The sequence below is a fragment of the Pseudomonas sp. C6002 genome (assembly GCF_013385805.1).
Lineage (GTDB): Bacteria > Pseudomonadota > Gammaproteobacteria > Pseudomonadales > Pseudomonadaceae > Aquipseudomonas.
In genome coordinates this window covers 264,533-281,111 of record NZ_JACAPH010000004.1, presented here as the reverse complement: position 1 = coordinate 281,111, position 16,579 = coordinate 264,533, and the positions used below count along the sequence as shown (strand labels likewise).

The following is a 16,579-nucleotide window of genomic DNA, read 5'->3' as shown; positions in this document are numbered from 1 at the left end:
TGCTCGCGAATGCGGTGTGTCAGGCACTGTATCTGTTACTAATCCACCGCTTTCGCGAGCAAGCCCGCTCCCACATTTGTCCTGTGTTGGACCTGAGAGTAAAGATGACCTCACTCAACCTCACCGCCCTCGCCTGGACCCCACCAGGCCACGAGCACTGTCATCACCAGTTCCAACTGCGTGACGCCAGCCTGCACGTGAACGCCGGTGAGTTCGTCGGGCTGATCGGGCCCAACGGCAGCGGCAAGACCAGCCTGCTGCGCTGCGCCTATCGGTTCAGCAAACCGGCTGACGGTGAGGTGCTGCTGGAACACCAGAACGTCTGGAAGCAATCCTCGAAGTGGTGCGCGCAACGCATTGCCGTGGTGCTCCAGGAGTTTCCCGACGCCTTCGGCCTGCGGGTGGATGAAGTGGTCGCCATGGGCCGCACACCGCACAAGGGCCTGTTCGACAGCGATACGCTTGAAGACCAGAACCTGATCCGCCAGGCCCTCGAATCCGTCGGCCTGCTGGGCTTTGAAGACCACGCCTTCGCCACCCTCTCGGGCGGAGAAAAACAGCGGGTGATCCTCGCCCGCGCCCTGGCCCAGCAACCGCAACTGCTGATCCTCGACGAACCGACCAACCACCTCGACCCGCGCTACCAACTGCAATTGCTGCAACTGGTCAAGCGCCTGAACATCGGCACCCTGGCCAGCATTCACGACCTGAACCTGGCCGCGGCGTTCTGCGATCGGCTGTACGTGATCAACCACGGGCGCATCGTCGCCAGCGGCACACCTCACGAAGTGCTGACCGCCGAATTGCTGCGCGAAGTGTTCGGCGTTGAAGCATTGATCGACACTCACCCCTTGTCCGGCTACCCCCGAATCACCTGGATAACCCAACCATGATCCTGCGCTCCCTGCTGTCTCTCGCGTTGCTGCTCGGCACTTCCCAGGCGTTCGCCGAAGCGACCCATTACCCGCTGAAAATCCAGAGCTGCAACCGCGAAGTGACCTTCGCCGAGGCCCCGAAACACGCGGTCAGCCACGACATCAACATGACCCAGATGATGCTTGCCCTGGGCCTCAAGTCGCACATGGCCGGCTACAGCGGCGTGACCGGCTGGAAGTCCGTGACGCCGGAAATGGCGCAGATCCTCGACGGCCTGCCGGAACTGGCGAGCAAATACCCGTCGGTGGAAACCCTGCTCAACGCCAACGTCGACTTCTTCTTCGCCGGCTGGGACTACGGCATGCGCGTCGGTGGCGACCTCACCCCGCAAACCCTGCAACCGTTGGGCATCAACGTCTACGAGCTGACCGAGTCCTGTGCCTTCGTGATGAAGCGCCCGGCGGCCACCCTGGAAGACACCTATAACGACCTGCGCAACCTGGGCAAGATCTTCGATGTGCAGGACCGCGCGAATGCCTTGATCGCACAGATGCAGGCACAGGTCGCCCAAGTGCAGGAAAACCTGCCGGCCGACAAGCCCCGCGTGTTCCTCTACGACAGCGGCGAAGACCGCGCCATGACCTCCGGCCGCCTGGGCATGCCCCAGGCGCTGATCGACGCCGCCGGCGGGCGCAACATTCTCGATGACGTGGACGCCAGCTGGACCCGGGTCAACTGGGAAACCGTGGTGGAGCGCAACCCGCAGGTCATCGTGATCGTCGACTACAGCGAAATCACCGCCGAGCAAAAAGAGCAGTTCCTGCTGAACAACCCGGCGCTGCAATCGGTGGACGCGATCAAGAACCAGCGCTTTATCGTGATCCCCTACGTGCAGGCCACGCCGGGCATCGACAACGTACTGGCGGTTGAAACCCTGGCCAAGGGGTTTCACGGCGAATGATTACCCGTCGCTATGCCCTGCTGCTGAGTGCCCTTGGCGCGTTGTTGCTGATCTCATGCGTGGTCTCGCTGGGGTTCGGCTCGGCGCGGGTACCGGTGGACGTGGTGTGGCGGATCCTGCTGCATAAAGCCTTCGCCGTTGGCGAGGTGCACTGGAGCGCGGGGCAGGAACATATCGTGTGGCTGATCCGCGTGCCGCGCATGCTGCTCGGCGCGTTGGTGGGCGCCGGGCTGGCGTTGATCGGTGCGGTGTTGCAGGCGGTAACGCGCAACCCGCTGGCGGATCCGCACCTGCTGGGCGTGACCTCCGGCGCCACCCTCGGCGCGGTGATCGTGGTGCTGCATGTGGGTGAAGTGATCGGCTTGCTGACCCTGCCCATCGCGGCGTTCATCGGTGCGTTGCTGAGCATGATCGTGGTGCTGGCGGTGGCCAGTCGCAACGGTCGGCTGGAGAGCGACCGCCTGCTGCTGTGCGGGGTGGCGGTGTCGTTCGTGATGATGGCGGTGGCGAATTTGCTGCTGTTCATGGGCGACCATCGCGCCGCCTCGGCGGTGATGTTCTGGATGCTCGGCGGCCTCGGGTTGGCGCGCTGGGAACTGCTGGCCATTCCCTTCGCCACCGTGTTGCTGGGGCTGGTGTTGCTGCTGGGGATGGCTCGCCCGTTGAACGCGCTGATGGCCGGCGAACAGACCGCCGTGACCCTGGGCCTGAACGCGCGCAATGTGCGGCTCAAGGTGTTCCTGATCGCCTCGCTGATGACCGGCGTGCTGGTGTCCATCAGCGGCTCCATCGGCTTTGTCGGGCTGATGGTGCCGCACATTGCCCGGCGCCTTGTAGGTGCCGAACACCGGCGTTTGCTGCCGGTGTGCGTGCTGTTGGGCAGTGTGTTCCTGGTGTGGGTGGATGTGGCGGCCCGCACGATGATTGCCCCCGAAGACCTGCCCATCGGCGTGGCCACGGCGGCCATTGGCGGGTTGTTTTTTATCGGGCTGATGCGGCGGCGTTAAACCCCCTGGTCGGCCTGCTTGAATGCATGCAACAAGCGCCGCGCCACCTGGCTGCGGGGTTGCCAGAAGCGATCGGTTTCCAGGATGGTCAGCTTGCCCGAGGTCGCCAACCGGCGGATCACCTCGCTGGGCTTGACCTTCACCACACCCGTGTCTTCGTCGATCCAGTCATCGCGCAGCAACTGGCTTTCGTCCGCGTGATAGCTGGGCTCATACACAATCAACGCGCCGTGCACCGGGGTGAAGTAGTAACGCGCCCCCGCGATCTTGTCCTGGCGCAGCATCTCGATGAACCCGCGGATTTCCTTCTGGGCAATGAAGTTGTGGGCCAGGCCTTCTTCGTAGCGATCCGCCAGATGCTGGCGCTCGGTGTCGAGCTTGAACAACTGCTGGACGCCCATCACCTTGTAGCCCGCCGGGTAGCGGGTCGATGTGCCGGGGTAGCCGAGGTTCATGATGCCTTCGAACAATGCCTTGTAGGCCGGTGTGTCCGGCCGCAGTCCCACGGCCACCGAGGGGCCCGGGTCTGCCACCGGTTGCACGGCGATGAAGGTGTCGCTGTCGCCGTTGCCCAGCACCGCTCCCAGCCGCGCCTGGTGCTCCAGCGGCACAACCTGTTGCCATACCTGGCGCGCGGCATCGTCCGGGTGGGCGCACAACGGGCCCAGGGCCATGCGGGTATCGCGCACTGCCAGTGTCGTGGCCAGGCGCTTTATCCGGGGCAACAAGGCATCCCAGAACGGGCTGCTGTCGAGTACCCGCAGCTCGCCGGACTCCACCAGTTTCAACACATGGCTGTCGATGCTGCCACGACTGTTGAGGTGTTTCAGATACGCCGCCTGCCGGCGGCTGGAATCCCAGTCCGGGTCGATCCTCACCGCCTGGTACCGAAACAGTGAGCCGTCGGCACACGACACATGCAACGCCAGGAACCGCTCACTCTGTGCCACCCGCAAAAAGCTCAGCGCCGCCAGCACCACGGCCGGAGCCATCAGTTGCGCGTAGCCTTCGGCCTGGGGCAACTCGGGCGCAGCACGCTGCGGCAGTCTCAGATACAGGCCTTGCAGGCTGTACCCGCTCGGCAACTGCCCGCGCAGGAACGCCCGGTCGAGGGCAAAGCCCAGGTCGTCGCCCTTGACCGGTGCGCAGGCGACAAAATGCCCATTGTCGGAGGACTTGAGAATCACCCCGAAGCTCAGTTCAGTGCGCGCATGGGCGTATTGATGACCATGGCGTGCCGCGTCGTCGGCATGCTTGAACACCGGGCCCAGCTGCCGATCCGCCACGGCATGGACCGCCGCCTGCGGCGCAACGTAGGCCAGGCCGGGCATCCAGCCCGGCAGCACACGCTGGGCAGTGCCCCACAACGGGCCGCCCTCCAGTACTTGCAAAGTCCCCACCCGCGCCAGCTGATTGACCAGCTCGGTGGGGCTCTTGCGGCCACTGCGCATCTGCTGCTCGACGGCATTGCTGTAAGGGTCGTGCAACGCCAGGCTGTTGGGGGCCAGGGAGGTTTCCAGGTGGCTGAGCAACTGCGTCGCTTCGTTGCGCCGGGCCGAATCCAGCAAGCTGCGCTCGGCGTCCTGGGTACTGAAACCGATGAGTGAGCCGTCGGGCGTCAGCAGGTATTCGTGGGTCCACAGGTGACCCGACTTCAGGGCGGTCTCCAGTACTTTGGTCGAGAACAGGTTTTGATACACCGCGTTTTCTTCAGAGGGTAACCAGAACTCCAGCACCCGGGCGACACGTGACCGGTAACGCGCGACCATTTTCCAACCAGGGGCCAGCAGCGCCTGGCTGACGTCCAGGCCCGGCAGGATGACGTTCGGGTCGAAGTCTTCACTCAACACCGGCACCGCCAGGGTCGCGACAAACTTGCCGTTGCGCTGCAACACCAGCCCGCCTTGCAGCGTGTCGCGCTGTGTGCCCAACTGTTGCTGGACGTAACGCACCGCATCGGCCTGGTTGCTGAACAGCGGGCTCAATGGGCGACGCATAAAGTTGGCGAAGGCGGTCCATGGGGCCTGGCTGACATCCAGTTTACCCGCCAACGCCCAGCATTCGCTCGGCACCAAAACGCTCAACCAGCTCAACTTCGCCACTTCGTTGACAAACCCGACCGCCGAGAGCTGCCCGCTGGCCATCAAGGTCTGCACGTCTTCATAGACCCCCGACGGCTGGCGGACCGGGTTGAACAGCGTCGATGCCACCGGCGTTTGTACCCGCAGCAACGCCTGGTCCAGTGTCGAGATAAACACCGGCAAGCCCGTCAGTGCGCCTGTCTCTCGTTGGCGCTTGGCCTCGACGGTGGCACTGGCCAGATCCCCGGCCGAAATAAAATGCTGCGCCAGCCAGTGTTCGGCGGTGGTCAGCCCCTGTGGCATCCAGTTGCGCCGGTAAACCAAGGCGTGCAGTTGATAACCCGCGGGGTAGATGAACTCGCCTTCGTCATCCACGGCAAACACGGCGCTCAAGGCGAACAGCCCGGCCCTATCCCAGGCGGGTACAAGCTCGGAGCAGACAAAGGCGTCCTGATCGCGATGCTTGAGCATGAAACCGAAACCGGTTTGCGTCGGTGCTTCATGGTCCAGGCGCGCGTGCAGTGCCCGAGCCGCGTCAGCGGCACTGGCGCAGACCGGGCCATAGGCAATCTGCTCCGGACGTTCGCGCCGGGGTATCGGCAGGCGTGGCCGCCAGTGTTCGGCGATCAGCCCCGGCGCGCCCCACAACGGGTTGGCCTGCACCACCCGCACGCTGCCGGCCGCCGCCACCTGGCTGATCCACTCCCGCGCCGTCAGCGTGCCGCTGGCCAGGTTGAGGGCCGTTGGGCTGCGATGGGGCAAGGGGTCGAGCGCCTTGAACAGGTTCGCCTGGGCGGCAGAGTCGATCAGGTCATACGCCAGCAAACAATCTTCGGCGCCCGACAGGTAGGCCACGGACACCTGTTGGCGATTGCGGATCAGCGTGTGCACGTCCAGGGCGCTGAACATCTGCGCCTCCAGGCAGGCATCGTCCCGCGACCAGCCCGGGCGCTGCAGGCGCTCGGGTTCCAGCAACGAAACCCCGCGGCTGGAACCGTACACGGCCTTCAGCATGTGACCGGGCGGGAGCAGTGAGCGGCCCTTGACGTCCTGGGGGTAGACAACGCCCAGGGCAAAGCGCCCGGCGTCGCTGGCCGACAATGGCTCAGTGGCCACGTAGAGACCGTCCGGGCGCTGCAGGATATAGCCGCAGTATTCGCCCTCACGCCAGCTGCCGATTTGCCCGTGGGCATAGCGTGCCGCGTCTTCTACCTGGAGAAACCCGCGGCTCAGTTGCGGGCGGGGTGCCAGTGCGTAAGGTCGCCAGGTGTCGGCGACCAGCCCCGCCACATCCCACAACGTGCCCGGTTGCAACACCGACAGCGCCCCGGCGGCGGCGATCTTTTGGATCATCTCGTGGGGCGTCACGGTGGCGGCCCGCAGTTCATCCCCCAGCCCGTTGTCCGTCACCCGGCCATCGGGCAGCACCTGGTAGAGCTGGCTTTCCTCGGCCGAGCCGGAAGCGTCATAGGCCAGCTGAGCGCCGTCCGCCGTGCTGAGGTAGTAGGCCAGATTGCTCTCGGGGTGGATGCGCAGCGCGGCAATCCCCTGGGCAAAATCCGTGGTGTCGATAAAGCCCTCGTACAACCAGGGTTCGGCGCCGATGCCGGTGGCGTCCGGTGCGCTGCGGCAGTACCAGCCACGCAGGGCGAAGCCTGGCGGCAGGCTGGCATTGCCAAAAACATTCGCCAACACGAAAAGGGTTTTGCCGGCGGGTATCGGTGCGCAAGGCTCGCTGACCACATACTGCTCTGCACTCGAGTGCTTGAGGATGCAACCGACTCGCCGGCCATCCGCCGTTGCCTGCATACGGTCATGGGCATAACGGGCGGCGGTTGCCAGGTCAGTGAAAACCCAGCTCAGTGGCGTATCAATGGGGGCTGCGGCGGCGAAAGGCGTTTCGGGCTCCCAGGTGGCCGGGACCCGGCCCTGGACGTTGTACCAGGTCTCATCCGCCAGCAGCACCGTCAACTCACCGAGTTTTACCAGCTCTTTGATCAGCCCTTCACGCGTGCCGTCAAAACCTTGTACGCGGGCCACACCTTGGCCATCGCGCTCAACTTGTGCCAGGTACTCGCCGAATTCACGCTCGGCCCGAGAACCGCTGACAGCGTATTTGATCAACGTACCGTTCGTTCCGCTGGTGTAAAGCACCTTGATCTGATCGGAAAAAACCAGCGTCATGTCGATTGCTTGAGTCGACGGTGTACTGACCAGGAACGCCAGCTGTCGCGAGGTTTTTTGAGGATAGTTGGCACGCACCTCGGCCAGGTCGTAGACAGGTCGATTGAACTCGCCAACCATTTGGTGCCCTTCAAGCTCGACCCGCGTCAGAGCGTTGTCGGTGGGCAATGCCCCGCCCCACAACGACAGCCACCTGTCAGGGTCTGACAGCCTGGAGGCCACAAACAGCCCATCGCTGCGCTTGAAGATGTAAGCCTGGAGAAAAGAACCGTGGGGTGAACCCACCTTGTAATGCAGGTAGCGTGCGACATCATCGGCAGTGACGAAGGCAGGGCTCAGCGACGCATGGACTTTCGCGAAGGCCCTCCATTGCGGTCCTACCACTCCGGCCTTGTCCCATATCCGTCCGGGCTCAACCACCGTTAGCGTGCCCACGGCAGCCACTTGCCGGACAAACTCGGAAGGGCTCAAGGTAGCGTCCTTCAAGCGTCCGTCGAGATCCGCGCCGCGATTGGCGAACAGCTGGGACTGCGCCTGCGAGCCGGTGCAGTGGTACATCAGCAGCGCGCCGTCGTTGGCGCGCAAGTAAAAGTGCAAGCCCAGGTCGTCGGTCCCCGCCATCATCACCACGGCAGCCAACGCGGAAGCCGTGAAGAAGTTTTCCGCCAGCCACGACTCTTTCGCCACGGTCGGTTTCGCTTGCGGTGATAGGGAGCAGTAAATACCGAAGGTCAAAAACTCACTGTCCGCCTTGTGCACTTTTGGCAGTGACAACTTGCCACTGGTCAGCGCAAACGCCGCCTTGAGTTCATCCGACGGAAATTCGGCCACGTACTGGTTCGACGCGCTTTTGTACAGGTAGCCAAAGAGACTCTCCTGCCGTGCAAACCCCAGCGGCGGCAAGACTGATCGCACCGCGTCCTGCCACCGGCGGCTGACTTGGCTGGCGAGAGGCGCCAGTGCGTCCTGCCCGATTTGCGACAGGGTCTGATTGAGGGTCCACGGCGCCAGCAGTTGGCCAGGCTTTCCACCCAGCTCGGCGTTGGCAACGATGACCCGCAGGTAGCCGGCCCTGGCCGTCTGATTGATAAAGGCGATGTAGTCGTCGAAATCGGCCGCAGGCTTGGCCGCCATCAACTGGTTCAAGAAGCTGGCCTCAGTCGCAGAGCCGCTGCTTTCATACTGGATGAGCGAGCCATAGAACCCGGACAGGTAGTAACGGGTGCACAGCATGCGCACCTGGATGATGATGCGCAGGATATTGATGGGGAAAAAGCTGCGATCCAGGCGCCGCTGCGCGCCTGTCCAGTGCTGTATCTGCGCGGAGCGTCGGGTGCCATCCTCGCCGCGCGAACTGTACAGGGCGTGAACGCTGTGGCCCTCGTACGCCAGGAAATTCCTGTTGGCATCGACCTTGAGCAGGTCGCTCTGGAAATCGAATGCAGTGGCGGTGCCGGCCACCGGCACGCTTGGCAGGTACATCCCGTCATCACGCTTGAAAACCAGCCCGCCAAATACCGTCTCGCGCCGGTTGCCGATCTGTTGATGCGCCCAATGGGCGGCATCGTGATCGGTAACGAACGCCGGCCCCAGATGGGGAACCGGCCTGCGCGTGCTCGCCGCTTGATCGTCTTGAATGTGAGTACTGTCCATGTTCATCGTCACTTGAGTGAAGTTAAGAAAACTGGCGCCGTCCCTGGGTTGCCGGGGGCACCAGGCAGGCTTCACTTTCAAGGGTTTGGCCGGACGCAGGCATTAGATAGTTAAGGCTCGGGGCGCCAGGCACCATCAGGGTGCGCCTGCACGCACAGCCTGCGTTGATTGGCGCCGCATTGGTGCATCGCCCACCCCCACAGCCCGGTCACGGCTCGCGCGCACCACGATTGCGCGCCCCGGCACAGCCTTTGCAATCACTCCCTCATCACATCATTGAGTCATGGAGATTGCACAATGAAGCGTCGCAGCTTGATCAAGGCTTTCACACTGTCGGCATCCATCGCCGCGATGGGTATGACCTGGACGGTGCAGGCCGCCGAGACCATCAAGGTCGGCATCCTGCACTCGCTGTCCGGGACCATGGCGATCTCCGAGACCTCGCTCAAAGACATGGCGCTGATGACCATCGACGAGATCAACGCCAAGGGCGGCGTGAACGGCAAGATGCTCGAACCGGTAGTGGTGGACCCGGCTTCCAACTGGCCGCTGTTCGCTGAAAAGGGCCGCCAGTTGCTGACCCAGGACAAGGTCGCCGTGGTGTTCGGTTGCTGGACCTCGGTGTCGCGCAAATCGGTATTGCCGGTGTTCGAAGAACTCAACGGCCTGCTGTTCTACCCGGTGCAATACGAAGGCGAAGAGATGTCGCCGAACGTGTTCTATACCGGTGCGGCGCCGAACCAGCAGGCGATCCCGGCGGTGGAATACCTGATGAGCGAAGAAGGCGGCGGCGCCAAGCGCTTCTTCCTGCTGGGCACCGACTACGTGTACCCGCGCACCACCAACAAGATTCTGCGTTCGTTCCTGCACTCCAAAGGCGTAGCGGATAAAGACATCGAAGAGGTCTACACCCCGTTCGGCCACAGCGATTACCAGACCATCGTGGCCAACATCAAAAAATTCTCCGCCGGTGGCAAGACCGCAGTGATCTCCACCGTGAACGGCGACTCCAACGTGCCGTTCTACAAAGAGCTGGCCAACCAGGGCCTGAAGGCTACCGACGTACCGGTCGTCGCCTTCTCCGTGGGTGAAGAAGAGCTGCGCGGCATCGACACCAAGCCGCTGGTGGGCAACCTCGCCGCCTGGAACTACTTCCAGTCGGTGGAGAACCCGGTGAACAAGAAATTCGTCGCAGACTGGAAAGCCTACGCCAAGGCCCACAACCTGCCGGGCGCGGACAAAGCCGTGACCAACGACCCGATGGAAGCCACCTACGTGGGCATCCACATGTGGGCGCAGGCGGTGGAGAAAGCCAAGTCCACCGACGTCGACAAAGTGCGTGAAGCCATGGCCGGGCAGACCTTTGCCGCGCCGTCCGGCTTCACCCTGACCATGGACAAGACCAACCACCACCTGCACAAGCCGGTGATGATCGGCGAGATCCAGTCTGACGGGCAGTTCTCGGTGGTGTGGCAGACCCAGGAGCCGATTCGTGCCCAGCCGTGGAGCCCGTATATCCCTGGCAATGACAAGAAGCCGGATTACGCCGTCAAGAGCAACTAAGACCGACTCGGTCTAAATGTGGGAGCGGGCTTGCTCGCGAAAGCGGTGTGTCAGTCGACGCATCCGAAACTGAGCCAGCGCTTTCGCGAGCAAGCCCGCTCCCACATTGTCCGTGCATGATCAGGACATTTTGTATGCCCACTGCCCTATACCGCTTCATCCTCGCCGCCCTGCTGTTGCTGCCCCTCGCCGCACACGCCAGCGACGCCGAAGACTTCATCAACGCCAACCCGATGCAACAAGCCAAGCTGCTCCAGGACTGGGCCGCCCAGCCCGACCCGGCGCGCATCGAGCTGGTGGACGCCCTGCAACAAGGCCAGATCAGCGTCAACGGCGAAACCAAGACCGTACGCCTGAACAACCGCCTGCGCGGCCTGATCGACAACGTGCAAGCCAGCCAGGAATTGCTCGCTGCCGACCCCAAGGTGCGCCTTGCCGCCGCCCAGACTCTGCAAAAAAGTGCACAACCTGCGCAGCTGAAATTCCTCGACCAGCAACTCGCCGGCGAAACCAATGATGACGTACACACAGCCCTCAGTCTCGCCCTGGCCAACCTGCAACTGGTAGATCCCGACCCGGCCGTGCGCCTGGCCGCCGTGCGCTTGCTCGGGGGCACCGGCGACCCGCTGGCCCGCACTCGCCTGGAAGCCCTGCTCGCTCCCGGCGTCGAAGCCGACGCCACGGTGCACACCGCCGCCGAGACCAGCCTGGCCCAGGTCAAACGCAAACTGATGGTGGGCGAGATTCTCGGCCAGGCCTTCAGCGGCATGTCCCTGGGCTCGATCCTGCTGCTGGCGGCGCTCGGCCTGGCGATCACCTTCGGCCTGCTCGGGGTGATCAACATGGCCCACGGCGAGATGCTGATGCTCGGCGCCTACTCCACCTATGTGGTGCAGTTGCTGATGCAGCGCTACGTGCCCCAGGCCATCGAGTTCTACCCGCTGATCGCGCTGCCGGTGGCGTTTTTTGTCACCGCCGCCATCGGCATGGCCCTGGAGCGCACGGTGATTCGTCACCTCTACGGCCGCCCGCTGGAAACCCTGCTCGCCACCTGGGGCATCAGCCTGATGCTGATCCAACTGGTGCGCCTGGTGTTCGGTGCGCAGAACGTTGAAGTGGCCAACCCCGAGTGGCTGTCCGGCGGGATCCAGGTGCTGCCCAACCTGGTGCTGCCGTACAACCGCATCGTGATCATCGCCTTCGCGCTGTTCGTGGTGGTGCTGACTTGGCTGCTGCTGAACAAGACGCGCCTGGGCCTCAACGTGCGGGCCGTCACCCAGAACCGCAACATGGCCGCCTGCTGCGGCGTGCCCACCGGACGCGTGGACATGCTCGCCTTTGGCCTCGGCTCCGGCATAGCGGGCCTCGGTGGCGTGGCCCTGAGCCAGATCGGCAACGTCGGCCCGGACCTCGGCCAGAGCTACATCATCGACTCGTTCCTGGTGGTGGTACTCGGCGGTGTCGGCCAGTTGGCCGGTAGCGTCATGGCCGCCTTCGGCCTGGGGATAGCCAACAAGATTCTTGAACCGCAGATCGGTGCCGTGCTCGGCAAGATCCTGATCCTCGCGCTGATCATTCTGTTCATCCAGAAACGCCCGCAAGGACTCTTCGCACTGAAAGGACGGGTGATCGACTGATGAACCAGCCATTGATGCTCACGGCCGCGCAAAAGGCCGGCCCCAAGGTGACCGTCGCGGTCGGTGCAGTGGTGCTGATCCTGCTGCTGGCGCTGCCGTTGTTCTCGCTGTTGTCACCGGAAAACCCGCTGCACGTTTCCGCCTATACGTTGACGTTGGTGGGCAAGATTCTGTGCTACGCCATTGTCGCCCTGGCCCTGGATCTGGTGTGGGGTTATGCCGGGATGTTGTCCCTCGGCCACGGCCTGTTTTTTGCGCTGGGCGGTTATGCCATGGGCATGTACCTGATGCGCCAGGCGTCCGGCGATGAGCTGCCGGCGTTCATGACCTTTTTGTCGTGGACCGAGTTGCCGTGGTACTGGACCGGCACCAGCCACTTCCTCTGGGCAATGTGCCTGGTGGTGTTGGCGCCGGGATTGCTGGCACTGGTGTTCGGGTTCTTCGCCTTCCGCTCACGGATCAAGGGCGTGTACTTCTCGATCATGACCCAGGCCCTGACCTTCGCCGGGATGCTGTTGTTCTTCCGCAACGAGACCGGGTTTGGCGGCAATAACGGCTTTACCAATTTCCGCAGCATCCTCGGGTTTGGCATCACCGAGCCGGGTACGCGAGCGGCGCTGTTTGTGGCCACCGTGGTGTTGTTGGTGGCGAGCCTGTTCATCGGCTGGCGCCTGGCCCAGAGCAAGTTCGGCCGGGTGCTGACAGCGCTGCGGGATGCGGAAAATCGCCTGATGTTCTGCGGCTACGACCCGCGTGGCTTCAAGCTGTTCGTGTGGGTGTTGAGCGCGGTGCTGTGTGGTTTGGCGGGCGCGTTGTATGTGCCGCAAGTGGGCATCATCAACCCCAGCGAAATGTCGCCGACCAACTCCATCGAGGCCGCTGTGTGGGTGGCCCTCGGCGGGCGTGGAACCTTGATCGGCCCGCTGCTGGGCGCCGGTGTGGTCAACGGCATGAAGAGCTGGTTCACCGTGGCGTTTCCTGAGTATTGGCTGTTCTTCCTCGGTGCGCTGTTCATCATCGTCACCCTGTACTTGCCCAAGGGTGTGATTGGCCTGCTGAAGAAAAGGGGCGACCAATGAGAATTACAGCGACGGCGGAATTCATGCTCGAGCCCATTCTTGAACCGAACAAAGACCAAGGCAGCGCCCGCGATGCCATTGGCCTCGGTCAGGCCGCCGGCAAAGGCCTGAACACCCGCCACGGCACGATCCTGACCCTGGAAGACATCAGCGTCAGCTTCGACGGCTTCAAGGCGTTGAACGACTTGAACCTGTACATCGGCGTCGGCGAATTGCGCTGCATCATCGGCCCCAACGGCGCGGGCAAGACCACGCTGATGGACGTGATCACCGGCAAGACCCGGCCCAGCCACGGTAAGGCCTGGTTCGGCGAAACCCTCGACCTGACGAGCATGAGCGAAGTGCAGATCGCCCAGGCCGGCATCGGTCGCAAGTTCCAGAAGCCCACGGTATTCGAAGCCCTCAGCGTGTTTGAAAACCTGGAGCTGGCGCAGAAGACCGACAAATCGGTGTGGGCCAGCCTGCGGGCGCGCTTGAGTGGCGAGCAGAAAGACCGCATCAGCGAAGTGCTCGACACCATCCGCCTCACCGCTTCAGTCAATCGCCCGGCCGGCTTGCTGTCCCACGGCCAGAAACAGTTCCTGGAAATCGGCATGCTGCTGATGCAAGACCCGCAACTGTTGCTGCTGGATGAACCGGTGGCGGGCATGACCGATGCCGAAACCGAGTTCACCGCCGAGCTGTTCAAGCGCCTGGCGGGCAAGCATTCGCTGATGGTGGTGGAACACGACATGGGCTTTGTCGGCTCGATTGCCGACCACGTGACGGTGTTGCACCAGGGCAGCGTGCTGGCCGAAGGGTCGCTGGAACAGGTGCAGGAAAATGAGCGGGTGATCGAGGTTTACCTCGGTCGCTGAACCTGATCGTTCCCACGCTCCGCGTGGGAATGCATCCGGTGACGCTCTGCGTCACACGGCGGACGCGGAGCGTCCATTGCGGCATTCCCACGCAGAGCGTGGGAACGATCATTAAGGGGAACTGAACATGCTGCAAGTCGACAAGCTGCACCAGTACTACGGCGGTAGCCACATCCTGCGCGGGCTTTCCTTTGAGGTAAAAGTCGGCGAAGTCACCTGCCTGCTGGGCCGCAACGGCGTGGGCAAGACTACCCTGCTCAAGTGCCTGATGGGTTTACTGCCGGCCAAGGAAGGTGCGGTGAACTGGGAAGGCCGCGCCATTACCGGCTTCAAGCCGCACCAGCGGGTGCACGCCGGTATCGCTTACGTGCCCCAGGGCCGGGAGATTTTTGGCCGCCTGACAGTGGAAGAAAACCTGCTGATGGGCCTGTCACGCTTCCCCGGCTCCGAAGCCAAGGAAGTGCCCGCCTTCATCTACGAGCTGTTCCCGGTGCTGCTGCAAATGAAGCAACGCCGGGGTGGTGACTTGTCCGGCGGCCAGCAACAGCAGCTGGCTATCGGTCGGGCCCTGGCCAGCCGCCCGCGCCTGCTGATCCTCGATGAACCCACCGAAGGCATCCAGCCGTCGGTGATCAAGGAGATCGGCGCGGTGATCAAGAAGCTCGCGGCACGCGGCGACATGGCGATTCTGCTGGTGGAGCAGTTCTATGATTTTGCCGCGGAACTGGCCGACCAGTACCTGGTGATGTCCCGGGGCGAAATCGTCCAGCAGGGGCGTGGAGAAAATATGGAAAGCGAGGGTGTGCGCGGGCTCGTTACGATCTAATCTGTAGCGTCCTAACGATAAGCACTGACCATGACCCTACCTGCCCCCACCGCGCTGTTCACCCCAAGCTGGCACGCCGAGCTGGAACTCGGCTACGCGCGTTTCGGCGACACCACGCGCCCAGTGATGCGCCGCCACCTCGGCCCACTGCGGGTGCAAAAGCATCTGTACGCCGAAGGCCCCGAGGTGTGCCAGCACATCATCGTGCACCCGCCGGGCGGGATTGCCGGCGGTGATCGTCTCGATATCAGCGCCCATGTCGCCGAAGGTGCGTGGGCGCAACTGACCAGCCCCGGCGCGGCCAAGTGGTACCGCGCCGGCGGGCCGGCGTATCAGAAACTGGAGCTGACGGTTGAGGCGGGCGCGACGCTGGAATGGCTGCCGCAGGAGACCATCGTGTTCAGCGCCGCCCAGGCCGAACTCACCACCCGCATCGACCTGCAAGGCGATGCCCGGCTGTTTTACTGGGACGTGGTCGCCCTCGGGCGCCCCGCCAGCGGCGAGCGTTTCGACCTCGGGCACTTCCAGTCGCACCTGGATATCCGCCGCGACGGCCAGTTGATTTGGCATGAGCGCCAGCGCATTGTGGGCGCCGACGGTTTGCTCGACTCACCCATCGGGCTGGACGGGCAACCGGTGTTTGCGACCTTGCTGGTGACCGGCGAAATCGACCCTGAACTGCTCGAACAATGTCGCTCCCTGCCCCACCCGGTACGCGGCGACCTGACCCAATTGCCCGGCCTGCTGGTGGCCCGCTGCCTGGCCAGTGAAGCGCTGCTGGCGCGAGCCTGGCTGATCGCACTGTGGCGCCTGCTGCGCCCGGCCGTGCTGGGCCGCGAGGCTGTATCACCGAGAATCTGGAGCACATGAAGATTAAAAATGTGGGAGCGGGCTTGCTCGCGAATGCAGTGGGTCAGGCAAAGATGCATTCACTGACACACCGCATTCGCGAGCAAGCCCGCTCCCACATTGGATCTCCGGTGTTTTTACGAATGTATTTCATAGTGGACCTTGAACGATGGACCTGACCCCACGGGAAAAAGACAAACTGCTGATCTTCACCGCCGGCCTGGTAGCCGAGCGACGGTTGGCGCGCGGTGTGAAGCTCAACTACCCGGAAACCATCGCCTACATCTCCGCCGCGTTGATGGAAGGCGCCCGCGATGGCCGCACCGTGGCCGAGCTGATGCACTTCGGCACCACCCTGCTCACCCGCGAACAGGTGATGGAAGGCATCCCGGAAATGATCCCGGACATCCAGGTGGAAGCCACCTTCCCCGACGGCACCAAGCTGGTCACCGTCCACCAACCCATCGCCTGAGGCCCGACCATGTCCTTTTTGATTCGTGATGCGGTGCACGCCGATTTGCCAGGGATTCGCGATATCTACAACGACGCGGTGCTCAACACCACGGCGATCTGGAACGAACAACCGGTAGACCTGGGCAACCGCCAGGCCTGGTTCAGCGCTCGTCAGTCACAGTTTTACCCGGTCCTGGTGGCCGTCGAAGACGAGCAGGTCATCGGCTATGCCTCGTTCGGCGACTGGCGGCCCTTTGAGGGCTTTCGCCACACCGTCGAACACTCGGTGTACGTGCGCAACGACCAGCGCGGCAAAGGCCTCGGCCCCCAGCTGATGCAGGTGCTGATCGAGCGGGCGAAAACCTGCGACAAACACGTGATGGTCGCCGCCATCGAAAGCGGCAACCAGGCCTCGATCCGCCTGCATGAGCGCCTGGGTTTCATCACCACCGGGCAGATGCCCCAGGTCGGCACCAAGTTCGGCCGCTGGCTGGACCTGACCTTCATGCAACTGACGCTCAACCCAGGCGCTGTGCCGCCCAAGGAGTGACAC

At 63.3% G+C, this 16,579-nt stretch carries 12 protein-coding genes; 11 read left to right on the top strand and 1 reads right to left on the bottom strand.

Going from position 1 to position 16,579, the window contains the following annotated elements:
- The first annotated feature begins 104 nt into the window (after positions 1-104).
- The 3 genes from HX817_RS02390 to HX817_RS02380 are packed head-to-tail and all read left to right on the top strand — an operon-like array spanning position 105 to position 2,844.
- Positions 105-893, top strand: a complete 789-nt coding sequence (locus HX817_RS02390) for an ABC transporter ATP-binding protein (protein WP_102605722.1) — start codon at positions 105-107, stop codon at positions 891-893.
- A complete protein-coding gene (locus HX817_RS02385; protein WP_008439045.1) occupies positions 890-1,837 on the top strand; it encodes an ABC transporter substrate-binding protein in 948 nt (315 codons plus the stop codon). Before HX817_RS02390 ends, HX817_RS02385 begins: the two co-directional genes overlap by 4 nt.
- Positions 1,834-2,844, top strand: a complete 1,011-nt coding sequence (locus HX817_RS02380; RefSeq protein WP_177039719.1) for an iron ABC transporter permease — start codon at positions 1,834-1,836, stop codon at positions 2,842-2,844. The genes HX817_RS02385 and HX817_RS02380 overlap by 4 nt, the downstream gene beginning before the upstream one ends.
- Here the strand turns inward: HX817_RS02380 and HX817_RS02375 are convergent.
- A complete protein-coding gene (locus HX817_RS02375; RefSeq protein ID WP_177039718.1) occupies positions 2,841-8,762 on the bottom strand; it encodes a hypothetical protein in 5,922 nt (1,973 codons plus the stop codon). The genes HX817_RS02380 and HX817_RS02375 overlap by 4 nt on opposite strands.
- A 297-nt stretch (positions 8,763-9,059) precedes the next feature.
- Between HX817_RS02375 and urtA the strand changes: the two genes are divergently transcribed.
- From urtA to HX817_RS02335, 8 genes are all read left to right on the top strand, one after another.
- A complete protein-coding gene (gene urtA, locus HX817_RS02370) occupies positions 9,060-10,325 on the top strand; it encodes an urea ABC transporter substrate-binding protein (protein WP_003217372.1) in 1,266 nt (421 codons plus the stop codon).
- A 134-nt stretch (positions 10,326-10,459) separates the two neighbouring features.
- On the top strand, positions 10,460-11,962 hold the full coding sequence (urtB, locus tag HX817_RS02365) for an urea ABC transporter permease subunit UrtB (RefSeq protein ID WP_003217374.1): 1,503 nt from the start codon (positions 10,460-10,462) through the stop codon (positions 11,960-11,962).
- Entirely contained in the window at positions 11,962-13,041 is a 1,080-nt protein-coding gene (gene urtC / locus HX817_RS02360) for an urea ABC transporter permease subunit UrtC (protein ID WP_008439056.1), read from the top strand. Before urtB ends, urtC begins: the two co-directional genes overlap by 1 nt.
- Entirely contained in the window at positions 13,038-13,898 is an 861-nt protein-coding gene (urtD, locus tag HX817_RS02355; RefSeq protein ID WP_003217378.1) for an urea ABC transporter ATP-binding protein UrtD, read from the top strand. The genes urtC and urtD overlap by 4 nt, the downstream gene beginning before the upstream one ends.
- Before the next feature lie 127 nt (positions 13,899-14,025).
- Positions 14,026-14,724 (top strand): urea ABC transporter ATP-binding subunit UrtE, encoded by a 699-nt coding sequence (gene urtE, locus HX817_RS02350; protein WP_003217380.1) that lies wholly within the window; start codon positions 14,026-14,028, stop codon positions 14,722-14,724.
- Between the two features lie 30 nt (positions 14,725-14,754).
- Positions 14,755-15,594 (top strand): urease accessory protein UreD, encoded by an 840-nt coding sequence (locus tag HX817_RS02345; RefSeq protein WP_003217381.1) that lies wholly within the window; start codon positions 14,755-14,757, stop codon positions 15,592-15,594.
- Between the two features lie 148 nt (positions 15,595-15,742).
- Complete coding sequence (gene ureA, locus HX817_RS02340) at positions 15,743-16,045, top strand: urease subunit gamma (RefSeq protein ID WP_003217383.1); 303 nt, start codon at positions 15,743-15,745, stop codon at positions 16,043-16,045.
- A 9-nt stretch (positions 16,046-16,054) separates the two neighbouring features.
- Positions 16,055-16,576, top strand: a complete 522-nt coding sequence (locus HX817_RS02335; RefSeq protein ID WP_003217385.1) for a GNAT family N-acetyltransferase — start codon at positions 16,055-16,057, stop codon at positions 16,574-16,576.
- Positions 16,577-16,579: the final 3 nt, after the last annotated feature.